9 protein-coding genes are annotated in these 12147 nt (G+C 64.5%); 8 read left to right on the top strand and 1 reads right to left on the bottom strand.

All coding sequences use genetic code 11. The features are described 5' to 3' along the window. Positions 1-46: 46 nt before the first annotated feature. The gene (locus ACIPOO_RS10400) at positions 47-1069 is read right to left on the bottom strand and encodes an aldo/keto reductase (protein ID WP_400606464.1); all 1023 of its coding nucleotides are present in this window, start codon (positions 1067-1069) and stop codon (positions 47-49) included. 476 nt (positions 1070-1545) lie between these two features. Between ACIPOO_RS10400 and ACIPOO_RS10395 the strand changes: the two genes are divergently transcribed. From ACIPOO_RS10395 to ACIPOO_RS10360, 8 genes are all read left to right on the top strand, one after another. Then, entirely contained in the window at positions 1546-2685 is a 1140-nt protein-coding gene (locus tag ACIPOO_RS10395; RefSeq protein ID WP_400606462.1) for an LLM class flavin-dependent oxidoreductase, read from the top strand. Between the two features lie 24 nt (positions 2686-2709). Beyond that, positions 2710-4338: an ABC transporter substrate-binding protein gene (locus ACIPOO_RS10390; protein WP_400606459.1), complete on the top strand. Its 1629-nt coding sequence runs from the start codon at positions 2710-2712 to the stop codon at positions 4336-4338. Next, complete coding sequence (locus tag ACIPOO_RS10385; RefSeq protein WP_400606456.1) at positions 4331-5314, top strand: ABC transporter permease; 984 nt, start codon at positions 4331-4333, stop codon at positions 5312-5314. Before ACIPOO_RS10390 ends, ACIPOO_RS10385 begins: the two co-directional genes overlap by 8 nt. 225 nt (positions 5315-5539) lie before the next feature. Further along, positions 5540-6418 carry an ABC transporter permease gene (locus ACIPOO_RS10380; protein WP_400606453.1) on the top strand — a complete coding sequence of 293 codons (879 nt, stop codon included), beginning with the start codon at positions 5540-5542 and terminating at the stop codon, positions 6416-6418. Then, entirely contained in the window at positions 6415-8118 is a 1704-nt protein-coding gene (locus tag ACIPOO_RS10375; RefSeq protein WP_400606450.1) for a dipeptide ABC transporter ATP-binding protein, read from the top strand. The genes ACIPOO_RS10380 and ACIPOO_RS10375 overlap by 4 nt, the downstream gene beginning before the upstream one ends. Before the next feature lie 24 nt (positions 8119-8142). Then, entirely contained in the window at positions 8143-9516 is a 1374-nt protein-coding gene (locus ACIPOO_RS10370) for an LLM class flavin-dependent oxidoreductase (protein ID WP_400606448.1), read from the top strand. A 24-nt stretch (positions 9517-9540) separates the two neighbouring features. Then, complete coding sequence (locus ACIPOO_RS10365; protein ID WP_400606446.1) at positions 9541-10773, top strand: acyl-CoA dehydrogenase family protein; 1233 nt, start codon at positions 9541-9543, stop codon at positions 10771-10773. Between the two features lie 360 nt (positions 10774-11133). Beyond that, positions 11134-12120: a sensor histidine kinase gene (locus ACIPOO_RS10360; protein WP_400606444.1), complete on the top strand. Its 987-nt coding sequence runs from the start codon at positions 11134-11136 to the stop codon at positions 12118-12120. The last annotated feature ends 27 nt before the right edge of the window (positions 12121-12147 follow it).

Below are 12147 nucleotides of genomic sequence, written 5' to 3'. Positions count from 1 at the left end.
TGAAGCTTCCTGAATGAGTGGCAGCCGGAGAACGTCCGGGCGCAGGTCAGACCCGCGACTGGCGGCCGAAGAATGGGTGGCTCGGATCGTTGTAGCCGGGCGTCGAGGAATGCCCGGTGACCACCAGATCATCGATGAAGGCTTCATCCTCGGCGGTGAAGCGGTATTCCAGCGCGGGCAGGTAGTCATCCCATTGCGCCTCGGTGCGCGGGCCGGCAATGGCGGAAGTGATCAGCCGGTTGTTCAGCACCCAGGCCAAGGCGAACTGGCCGCTGCTGATGCCACGCTGCTGGGCATGATCCTTGATGCGCTGCGCAAGGTTGAGCGACTCCGGGCGCCATTCAGTCTGTTGCAGGCGCGGATCGTTGCGCCCGGCGCGGGTGTCCTGTGGCGCAGGCTGGTCGGGCACGTACTTGCCGGTCAATACGCCTCGCGCCAACGGGCTGTAGGAGACCACGCCGATGCCGTAGTAATCGGCGGCAGGCAGGTGCTCGACTTCGATCTGCCGGTTGGCCAGGTTGTACAACGGCTGGCTGGCCGCCGGACGCTCCACGCCCAGCAGGTCGGCGGCGCGGCTGAACTCGGCGAGCTTCCAGCCCCGGTGATTGGACAGGCCATAGCTGCGGATCTTGCCGGCGCGAATCAGGTCGGACAGCGCACGCACGGTTTCCTCGACCGGGGTCTGGGGGTCTTCGCGGTGCAGGTAGAACAGGTCGATATAGTCGGTGTTCAGGCGCTTGAGGCTGGCGTCCACCGACTGAATCACGTTGTTGCGCGAAGCCCCGCGGTTGTTCGGCCCGGCACCACTCGGGTCCGGGTTGACGAACTTGGTCGCCAGCACCCACTGCTGGCGGCGCTGGGCGATGAGATGGCCGACCACTTCTTCGGACGCACCGGCGTTGTAGCCGTTGGCGGTGTCGATGAAGTTGACGCCCTGTTCGAAGGCCTTGTCGGTGATGCGCCGCGCGACGTTCTCGTCGGTCTGGCCACCGAACATCATGGTGCCCAATGTCAACGGCGACACTTTTATTCCGTGACGGCCCAATGAACGGTACTCGATAGCACTCATGGCAACTCCCGCAATTAATTTCAAGGCAACAGAAACAAGAATGGCCGACGCTTGAAGTACGGCCGACTAAAATGTGCGCCGACAATAAAGAGCGGCAGAGGGAGTCGTCAAATAACAAGCTATAACGTTTTAAACTAAAGTTATTCCCGGTTTCAAAATGGTGTCCATCCTCCAGACCGCTCCCGCCGGCAAGCCGTGCTGCTACGGACATCAGCACCCTTGAGAGCGCGCAAGGTATGCGATCCCGTAGCAGCACGGCTTGCCGGCGGGGGCGATCTTGAATACCCCGCCCTCTAACTGTTGCTCCAGCAACACGTGATAAACACAACTTCCCAAACTTGCGCAGCCAAAACACGGCAAACTTTCCGCCCTGGCCGCACGCCCTCGCTTATTTTCAACACACCCCAACTAAAACCAACTAACGGCACACCCCTTGCAATAACACTTCCACGACATTCAACGCCGGAGTGTTTCTCTTGTCCTTATTGCCTTCGCCTCTCGATTATCCCGACAGTCCGTTATCCCGCGCGTTCGCTCAACCTTTGATGCTGGGTTTGTTCCTGCCTGTGCAGTCGGGTGGCTGGAGTCCTTCGGCGTTGCCACGGGGCACGGACTGGACCTTCGACTACAACAAGCAACTGACTCTGCGCGCCGAGGCCCTGGGCTTCGATCTGGTGTTCGCGCTGGCCGAGTGGCTGGGCAAAGGCGGTTATGGCGGCGAGATCGGCTATCACGACAAGTCACTGGACGCCTTCATCACCCAGGCGGCGCTGGCGTCGGTCACCGAGCGCATCCTGCTGATCTCGACCCTCCACGTGCTGTACGGCCCCTGGCACCCGCTGCACCTGGCCAAGTTCGGCGCCACCCTGGACCACATCAGCAACGGCCGCTGGGGCCTTAACCTGGTGACCGGTCACCGTCATCGCGAACACCGGCGCTTTGGCCAAGAACCCATCGAGCACGATCAACGCTACCAGCAGGCGGATGAATTCATTCGCGTGGTCCAGCAGCTGTGGGCCAGCAACGAGAACGTCGATTTCAACGGCGACTATTACCGCCTTCAGGAAGCCTACAGCAGCGTCAAACCCCGCTTCGGCCGCCCGGTGCTGGTCAACGCCACAGGCTCCAGCGCCGGTATCGACTTTGCCGCCCGGCACTCGGACATCGTCTTCACCACCAGCCCCGGCAGCGCCGAAATCGAAGACGCACTGAGCAAGCTGCCCGAGCACCTGCAACGCATCAAGGGCGCCGCCGCAAGCCATGGCCGGCAGATCCGCACCCTGATCAACCCTTTGGTGATCTGCCGCGACAGCGACGCAGAAGCCTGGGAGCACCATGCCGCGATCACTGCTGCGGGCGATCCCGGCGCCCTTGAAGGGCATGTACGCGAAGCCAGCGATGCCCACGCCTGGCGCGGGCACAAGGCCGATCAGCGCTACGTTGGCGGCAACATCCAGCTGGTGGGCAGCCCGGAAACCGTGGTGCGCGACATCCTGCGCCTCAAGCAGGCCGGCATCGACGGCATTCAACTGAGCTTCTTCGACTTCGTTCCGGACCTTGAGCAGTTTGGCGAGCGCGTCTTGCCGCTGCTGCACCAGGCCGGCCTGCGCCTCTGACACCCTTATCAGGATATCCCGTCAATGCCCTTTTCCCGTCGTCAGTTCATCAAAGGCCTGTCCGCCCTGCCCCTGCTGGGCGCCAGCGTGCCGTTTCTGCCCACTGCCCTGGCTGCGGCCACCGAGCAGGCGATCACCGGGCGGCGCATCTTCAACCTGTTGGTCAACCCGGAACCGCCGTCCCTCAGTTCATTCAACACCACTGCGGGCACCACGATCACCGCCAGCAGCAAGGTGCTCGAAGGCCTGCTGGGGTATGACGAAAACCTCGCGCCGCAACCTGCGCTGGCCACTGCGTGGGAAGCGGCGGCGGACGGCCTCAGTTATCGCTTTACCCTGCGCCAGGGCGTGAAATGGCACGACGGCCAGCCGTTCACTTCCGAGGACGTGGCGTTCTCCCTGGACCTTATCAAGCGCTTCCACCCACGGGGCGGCGGCACCTTTGCCAACCTGGCCAGCGTCGAGACACCGGACGCCCACACCGCCATCGTGCGCCTGAGCAAACCTGCGCCGTATCTGATCCGTGCCTTTGCCGCCGGGGAAACGCCGATCCTGCCCAAGCACCTCTATGCCAGCGGCGACCCGCTGAGCAATCCGCACAACAACGCGCCGGTCGGCACCGGGCCGTACCGGTTCAAGCAATGGCAGCGCGGCAGTTTCATCGAGTACGAACGCAACCCCGATTACTGGAACGCCGGCTACCCGGGGGTCGATACCCTGTTCCTCAAGGTGATCCCCGATTCGGCAGCGCGCCTGGCAGCGTTCGAGAACGGCAGCCTCGACGCCGGTGGCCAGAGCCCTGTGCCGCTGAGCGACCTGGCGCGAATCACGGCCAACGGCAAGCTCAAGTTCACCACCCGCGGCTACGCCTACAGCATCACGCCGACCATGCTGGAGTTCAATCTGGACAACCCGCTGCTGGCCCGCCACGAGGTGCGCCAGGCGATTGCCCACGCCATCGACCGCGAAGTGATCAGGAAGGTGGTGTACTACGGCTACGCCGATGTCAGCGTCTCGCCCATCCCGAAGAGCTTTGCCCAGTATCACTACGATGGGCCCGATCCCTATCCTTTCGACATCGCCAAGGCCAATGCCCTGCTCGATCAGGCCGGGCTGCCCAAGAAAGGCACCTCGCGCTTCAGCCTCACCCTCGACCCGCTGCCCTACGGCGACAGCTACGCCCGCACCGCGACCTACATCCGCTCGGCGCTGGCCAGGGTTGGCATCGACGTGCAACTGCGCGCCCAGGATTTCCCGACCTACATCAAGCGCATCTACACCGACCGTGATTTCGACTTCGCCGTGGTCGGCATGGGCACCACCTTTGACCCCACTGTGGGTGTGCAGCGCCTGTTCTGGTCGAAGAACTTTCGCAAGGGCGTGCCGTTTACCAATGGCACCCATTACAACAACCCGGAAGTCGACCGCCTGCTGGAAAGCGCTGCCGTGGAAACGGATGAAACGAGGCGCGGCGAGCTGTTCAAAGCGTTCCAGAAGATTGTCATCGAGGAGTTGCCGAGCATCACCCTGGTCATGCAGCAACAGGTGACCGTGTTCAATGCGCGGGTGTCGGGGTTCGAGGCGGACGGCAACGGGCTGGACGGTAGCCTGGCGGCCGTCAGTATCACCGGCGAGGCGGTTGCCCATGGCTGACCGCCGCCTGCTTCGCCTGACCCGGCGCACCTTGTGGCAGGCGCTGCCGACCGTGCTGGGCATCGTGCTGCTGAACTTCCTGTTGCTGCGGCTGATTCCAGGCGACGCGGTGGATGTGCTGGCCAGTGAGTCCGGCGGCGCAACCGTCGCGACCCTGGCGCAGTGGCGCAGCCATTTCGGTCTGGACCTGAGCCTGGGCGAGCAGTTGCTGGCTTACCTCAGCCATCTGGCGCATTTCGACCTGGGCCTGTCGCCGCGCTTCAACGTGCCGGTCATCCAGCTGATTCTTGACCGCCTACCCAACACCCTGCTGCTGATGGTCAGTTCGCTGGTGCTGGCGTTGGTGGTCGGGATCGCTGCGGGCGCCGTCATGGCCAGCAAGGTCGGGCGCTGGCCTGACCGGGCACTGTCGCTGGCGGTGCTGGTGCTGTATTCGACGCCCGGTTTCTGGATCGGCCTGATGGCGGTGGTGCTGTTTTCGGTGACCCTGGGCTGGCTGCCCAGCGACGGCATCGCCACCCTCGGACTGGACCTTTCCGGAGCGGACTGGTTGCTGGATCGCGTAAAGCACGTGGTCCTGCCGGTGCTGACCCTGTCGTCGTTCTACATCGCACTCTACGCCCGGCTGACCCGCGCCTCGATGCTGGAAGTGCAGCGGCTGGACTTCGTGCGCACGGCGAAGGCCAAGGGGCTGCACCCTGCGCGGGTGGCGATCCGGCACGTGCTGCGCAACGCCCTGCTGCCCGTCACCACCCTGGCGGGCCTGCATTTCGCGGCGCTGCTGGGCGGTGCGGCGGTCACCGAAACCCTGTTCGGCTGGCCCGGCCTTGGCCGCCTGACCCTCGATGCGGTGCTGTCCCGGGATTACAACCTGCTGCTGGGGATCCTGTTGCTGTCTTCGATGCTGGTGGTCGTGGTCAACGTGAGCATGGACCTGCTGCAAGCCTGGCTCGATCCAAGGATTCGGGTGGATTGAATCGGATGCGATGCATTTGCCGAGCGTTTGATTCTGCCGAAGGCGTGGGAGCTGGCTTGCCTGCGATCTGGCGCGCAGCGGCAGTAAAACCTGCGGGCCGGATTAGTCAGGCACACCGCATGCGCAGGGTTTGCTGCCGGTTCCCGGCAGATCGCAGGCAAGCCAGCTCCCACGCCCTCCGGGCAGAAGCGGCGCTTAGCCATTTAGTTGAAAAGTGAGGATTCGATGTCGACGATTGCTTTCCCTGTTCAACGCGCAGGCCGCAGCGAATCGCTGTGGGGTGCGCTGCGGCGTAATCCGGCGGCCCTCAGCGGCGCTGCGATTCTGCTGCTGACCCTGTTCATGGCCCTCACCGCCGGGTATTTCTTTCCCGGCGACCCGCTGGACATGGTCGCCGCTCCACTGCTCTGGCCCGGCAGTGATCCGGCCTATCTCTTGGGTACCGACTCACTGGGCCGCGATGTCGCCGCCGGGATCGCCCACGGAGCGCGGGCATCCCTGCTGATCGCCCTGTACGGCACACTCATCAGCGTGCTGATCGGCGTCACCGTCGGTGCGCTGGCCGGCTATCACGGCGGGCGCCTGGACGACATCCTCACCCGCCTCAGCGAAGTGTTCCAGACCGTGCCCTCGTTCCTGCTGGTGATCGTCATCGTCGCCATCGGCACGCCTACGGTAAACATCATCGCCCTGGCAATTGGCGTGTCTTCCTGGCCGACCATCGCCCGGCTGATCCGCGCCGAATTCCGCACCCTGCGCGAGGCGGATTTCGTCACCGCCGCCCGCAGCCAGGGCTTCAGCAGCCGGACCGTGATCCTCGAAGAAATCCTGCCCAACGCCCTGGCACCGCTGGTGGTCACGGCCTCGATCCTGGTGGCCTCGGCGATCCTGATCGAGGCTGGCCTGGCGTTCCTGGGCATGAGCGATCCCAACACCGCCAGCTGGGGCGGGATGATCGGCAGCGGTCGCGAACAAATCGCCAGCGCCTGGTACCTGACGGCATTGCCCGGCATTGCAATCATCGCCGTAGTGCTGGCGTTCAATTTGCTGGGCGACGGCCTCAACGACGCCTTGAATCCACGCCTGCGACGGTACCTGCCATGAGCCTGCTCGACGTACGCGACCTACGCGTGAATTACCAGGGCATCGAGGCGGTAAAGGGGCTGGATTTCACTCTGGAGTCAGGGGAAACCCTGGCGCTGGTGGGCGAGTCCGGCTGCGGCAAATCCACCACCGCGCTGGCGCTGCTGCGGCTGTTGCCCGAGCACGCGCGCACCAGCGGGCAAGTGCTGTTCGAGGGCCGCGACCTGTTGCAGTTGACGCCACGGCAGATGCGCCAGGTGCAAGGCAGCGGCCTGGGCATGGTGTTTCAGGAGCCGCTGTCGAGCCTGAACCCGGTGCTGACTCTGGGCGAGCAGCTCACAGAAACGCTGCTGACCCACACCGATTTCACCCGCCGCCAGGCGCTCAAGCGCGCCGAAGAACTGTTCGGCCTGGTGCAATTGCCACGTCCGGCGGCGCACCTTGGCGAATACCCGCAGCACCTGTCCGGCGGCCAGCGCCAGCGGGTGATGATCGCCATGGCCATCGCCTGCGAGCCCCGACTGTTGATCGCCGACGAGCCAACTACCGCGCTGGACGTCTGCGTGCAATCGCAGATCCTCGAACTGCTCGACTCCCTGCGCAAGGAATTGCGCATGGGCCTGCTGCTGATTACTCACGATCTGGGCGTGGTGCGCCAACAGGCCGACCGGGTCATCATCATGCACGACGGCCTGGCCCTTGAGCACCGGCCCAACGCCGAACTCTTTACCCGCCCCACCCATCCCTACACCCGGGGCCTGCTCAACGCCTCCCTTGGCCGGGACCACGACCAGCATTACCTGCACAATCGCCTGCCGGAGATCCAGGTCACGCGCCACGGCGGCCAACCCAACCAGTACAAGGTCAGCAGCACGCACTACGGCCCCGGCCATGCGCCGCGTCCCGGCAGCCATGACGGCGCTCCCCTGCTGCAGGTACAGGACCTGAGCCTGGGATACGGCGAGCGGGAAGTCTTGAGCGGGCTGTCGTTCGAGATTCACCCGAGGGAAACCGTGGGCCTGGTGGGCGAATCCGGCTGCGGCAAATCGACCCTGAGCAAGGCGCTGTTGGGCCTGATCGAACCTCGCCGTGGGCAGATCGATTTCGCCGGGCGCGACATCGCCACACTCGACCCTGCCCAGCGTCTGGCGTGGCGCGGCCAGTTGCAGATGGTGTTTCAGGACCCTTATGCCGCGCTCAACCCAAGGCACAGCGTCGAAACCATCCTGGACCGCGTGCAACGCCTGCACGGCCAGGACGATGCGAATCTCAGGCGCCGCGCCCGCGAGCAGATGCTCGATGCCGTGGGCCTGGCGCGCAACAGCCTGGAGCGTTTGCCGCATCAGTTTTCCGGTGGGCAACGCCAGCGCATCGGCATCGCACGGGCGCTGATCGTCAAACCCAAGCTGGTGATCTGCGACGAGCCGGTGTCGGCATTGGATGTATCGACCCAGGCGCAGATTCTCAACCTGCTGGTGGAGCTGCGCGAAGCCTTCGACCTGAGCTACCTGTTCATCTCCCATGACCTGTCGGTGGTGCGCTATTTCTCCGACCGCGTGCTGGTGATGCATGACGCGCGCATCGTCGAGCAAGCCACGCCCCACACGCTCTGGCAGAACCCCCAACACAGCTACACCCAGCGCTTGCTGGCGGCCATTCCCGGCAGCCGCGAGGCCTTTATTCCCCTGAGCCGCAGCCTGTCGTTCGCGGTCGCCTGCTGATGATCGAATACAAGGAGCAACCCTATGAGCAAACGTGCTGACACCCTGAAACTCGGCCTGTTCCTGCGCGCCACCGGACACCACATTGCCGCCTGGCGCGACAGCGGTTCCCAGGCCGACGCCGGCATTCGCCTGAATCACTTCGTGGACCTTGCGCGCAAGGCCGAAGACGCAGGCTTCGACACCCTGTTCCTGGCCGACAGCGTTTCGGTGCGCGGCATCGACGCGCCGACCTTCGACCGGGTGATCGCTCCCAGCCTCAGCTTCGAACCCCTGACCCTGCTCTCGGCGCTGGCCGCCGTGACCTCGCGCATCGGCCTGGTCGCCACTGCCAGCACCAGCTACAGCGAGCCGTTCAATCTGGCGCGGCAGTTCGCTTCGCTGGACCAGATCAGCGGCGGGCGTGTCGGCTGGAACCTGGTCACCAGCAGCGACCCGGACGCGGCGAAGAACTTCGGCACCGCCACCGAAGGCAATCAGGCCGCCCACGCCGACCGCTACAGCCGTGCGCGGGAATTTCATCAGGTGGTCGACAAGCTGTGGGACAGTTGGGAAGACGACACCCTGCTGCTGGATAAAGAAAAAGGCATCTTCCTGGACCGCAGCAAACTGCACCTGACCGATCACCAAGGCGAACACTTCAACGTGCGCGGCCCGCTGAACGTACTGCGCTCGCCACAGGGCAAGCCGGTGCTGGTCCAGGCCGGCGCCTCGGAAGACGGTCGGGCATTGGCCGCGGCCACCGCCGAAGCGATCTTCGCCGCACACCAGAGCCTGGCCGATGCCCAGGCGTTCTACAGCGACATCAAATCCCGCGCCGCAGTGCTGGGCCGCAAGCCCGAACACATCAAGATCCTGCCGGGCGTGACCATTTTCACCGCACCAACTTCCGCCGAGGCCCACGCCAAGCATCAGCGCCTGCAGAACCTGGTGCATCCACAGGTGGGCCTGAGCTTGCTGTCGGGGCTGCTGGGTGGCGTCGATCTATCCCATCTGCCGCTGGACGGTCCCCTGCCCCAGGACCTGCCCGCCACCAATGCCTCCAAGAGCCGCCAGCAGCTGATTCTGCAACTGGCCGCCGAAGGCTTGAGCATCCGCGAGCTGTACCTGCGCCTAGCCGGCGCTCGCGGCCACTGGACGCTGGTCGGCTCGCCCGAAGAGGTGGTGGATCAGTTGCAGGCCTGGTTCGAAGGCTACGGCGCCGATGGCTTCAACATCCTGCCGCCGACCTACCCCGAAGGCCTGGACGATTTCATCGGGCTGATCCTGCCGGAACTCAAGCGTCGCGGCTTGGTGCCCGAGCACGGCCCGACCGGCAACACCCTGCGCGAGCGCCTGGGGCTGCCTTATCCGGCGCACCCGGCGACGCTGCGTCGCACCGACACCGTGGCTATCTGAATTGACCGTAAACCGAAGCAAGGAATGTTTTGCATGACTCATCAAATCGACGCCGCCTGGGGCGCTGGCCCTTCGGCCCGCTATGAAGAACTGGCCGAGCGCTTTCGCCCGCTTTTTGCCACCCTGCGCGAAGGCGCCATCGCCCGCGAACTGGAACGCCGCCTGCCCTTCGAAGAGATTCAACTGCTCAAGGCTTCGGGCTTCACCGCGTTGCGCGTGCCCCAGGAATACGGCGGCGCCGGGGTGACCATCCCCGAGCTGACCAACCTGCTGATCGAACTGGGTGAAGCCGACTCCAATCTGGTGCAGTCGCTACGCGGCCACCTGGGCTTTACCGAAAGCATCCTCAACAGCCCCAACGAAGCCCGCCGTGCGCTGTGGCTGGAGCGCCTTGGCCGGGGAGAAATCGTCGGCCCGGCCATCGGCGAGATCGGCCAGACCACCCAGGCGCAATTGACCTCGCGCCTTTATCTGGACGGCGAACAATGGCGCATCGACGGCAGCAAGTTCTACACCACCGGCAGCCTGTACAGTGACTGGGTTGACGTGGCAGTGAGCGACCACGACGGCGAGCGGGTATTCGTCACCGTGCGCCGCGATGCCGAAGGCGTCGAGGTGGTGGACGACTGGAACGGCTTCGGCCAGACCCTGACCGCCAGCGGCACTGCGCACTTTCACAAGGTGGCGGTGGATCCTCGCCACATCAACAGCGAGGAACGCTTCAGCTACTCGCCAGCGTTTTTCCAGATCATCCATCTGGCGAACCTGGCGGGCATCGGCCGCGCATTGACCGGCGAAGTGGCGGCGGCAGTGGGCAAACGCACCCGCAGCTTCAGCAACGGCAATGCCCCGCGGGTGGCGCAGGATCCGCAGGTGCTGCAAGTGGTCGGCAGCCTGCGCGCGGCCGCCTACGCTGCTGGCGCCATCGTGCTGAAAAACGCCGAAGCCATCGAGCGCGCCTACCAGGCCCGACTGTCGAGTGACAGTGAGGTTCGCCAGCAGGCGGTGGACATTGCCGAGCTTGAAATTGCCCAGTCCCAGACCATCGTCAGCGACCTCATCATCGACGCCAGCTCGCGCCTGTTCGACGCCGTCAGCGCCTCGGCCACCTTGCGTCCGCAAGGCCTGGACCGCTTCTGGCGCAACGCCCGCACCCTGGCTTCGCACAACCCACGCATCTACAAGGACCGCATCGTCGGCGACTTCGCAGTCAACGGCACCCCGCCGCCGGCACAATGGAAAATCGGCATCGCCTGATCATCCGTAGCAGCACGGCTTGCCGGCGATGGCGATTCTGAAGACGCCCCCGCCGGCAAGCCGTGCTGCTACGGACGGATGCGCGACACAAATCTCCAACACACCCCACACCCCGTAGCAGCCGGGCTTGCCCGCGGGAGCGATCTTCCGGGCGCCGACGCCGGCAAGCCGGACTGTTACGGGGCGTGTTCGCATCCAGGCGGTGAAAGGTTTCAGCTATTGGAAGCGATGCTTCATAGGGGAATGTAACGGCCATCAGGGTGCCCGATTCTGCCAATCGCCCCTCAGGCGGTTTTGCCCTCCGGATCACTGCGTATACTCGGTCACGACGACACGAGGCGCTTAGGATACGGGGGCTCGATGCCAGAAAAACTTCTACCTCAGGCCTTTTCGGACACCGACAATCCGGCGGCCCCGGCATGGCTGGACAGCTACGACATGTCCACGCCAGACACGGTGTCCACACCCGCACCCGACGTCCTGCCGATCAGCACGCCTGCACCGGCCTCCACCAAGAAGCAGCGCCTGGCTCGGCTGGAAGTGTGGTCAACACCTGCATTCGGCCACTTTCCCCGTTTACTCAGGCAATTCCCGGCAGCCCCATCTGCCGACACCCAGACCGAAACCAGCACCTCTGCTGCCGAATCAGCCCGCAGCGCCCACCTCAAAGTCATGGGTGAACTGACCGTCTCCATCGCCCACGAAATCAGCCAGCCACTGCTGGCCATCGCCTCCAACACCGCCGCCTGCATACGCTGGCTGCAACGCGACACGCCCAGGCTGGAAGAAGCCATCTGCGGGCTGAACGACATCCGCTCCGAATGCGAACGCGCCGCCAGCATCGTCACCTCCTTGCGCGCCCTTGCCAAACAGACCCCGGCCAAACCCCGGGCGATCAAGATCAACGAGATCATCAAGGAAGTGATTCGCCTCAAGGCCGCCGTGCTGACCTGGCAAGGCGTGACGGTGGAAACCGTGCTGCGCGCCGACAAGACCGTGATCGCCGACCCGGTGCAGATCCAGCAACTGGTGTTCAACCTGATGACCAACGCCCTGGAAGCCATGAGCACCAACACAGGCTCGGCCGGCATCCTGCGCGTGTCATCCTGCGCCCTGCGCGACGGCATTCAGGTGTCCATCGAAGACAATGGCCCCGGCATTCCCGTGCAGGAGCGCAAGAAGATCTTCGGCGCGTTCTACACCACCCGCACCAGCGGCCTGGGGATGGGCCTGACGATTTGCCGGTCGGTGGTGGAAGCCCACGACGGCGCGCTCTACGTCGAAGCCTCGGACCTGGGCGGCGCCTGCTTTCGCTTCAATCTGCCATCAGGCTGCAAGAACCACTGATCCCTCAATTGGATACGCAACTGTACC

This window comes from Pseudomonas sp. NPDC090201 (assembly GCF_044746825.1).
GTDB lineage: Bacteria > Pseudomonadota > Gammaproteobacteria > Pseudomonadales > Pseudomonadaceae > Aquipseudomonas > Aquipseudomonas putida_AD.
This window is presented reverse-complemented; position numbering and strand designations above follow the sequence as displayed.

Excerpts from the sequence above, each read along its gene's own strand:
- ACIPOO_RS10390 (WP_400606459.1), top strand. The coding sequence starts at position 2,710 with ATGCCCTTTTCCCGTCGTCAGTTCATCAAAGGCCTGTCCGCCCTGCCC.
- ACIPOO_RS10400 (WP_400606464.1), bottom strand. The coding sequence starts at position 1,069 with ATGAGTGCTATCGAGTACCGTTCATTGGGCCGTCACGGAATAAAAGTG.
- ACIPOO_RS10380 (WP_400606453.1), top strand. The coding sequence starts at position 5,540 with ATGTCGACGATTGCTTTCCCTGTTCAACGCGCAGGCCGCAGCGAATCG.
- ACIPOO_RS10365 (WP_400606446.1), top strand. The coding sequence starts at position 9,541 with ATGTTTTGCATGACTCATCAAATCGACGCCGCCTGGGGCGCTGGCCCT.
- ACIPOO_RS10375 (WP_400606450.1), top strand. The coding sequence starts at position 6,415 with ATGAGCCTGCTCGACGTACGCGACCTACGCGTGAATTACCAGGGCATC.
- ACIPOO_RS10385 (WP_400606456.1), top strand. The coding sequence starts at position 4,331 with ATGGCTGACCGCCGCCTGCTTCGCCTGACCCGGCGCACCTTGTGGCAG.
- ACIPOO_RS10370 (WP_400606448.1), top strand. The coding sequence starts at position 8,143 with ATGAGCAAACGTGCTGACACCCTGAAACTCGGCCTGTTCCTGCGCGCC.
- ACIPOO_RS10360 (WP_400606444.1), top strand. The coding sequence starts at position 11,134 with ATGCCAGAAAAACTTCTACCTCAGGCCTTTTCGGACACCGACAATCCG.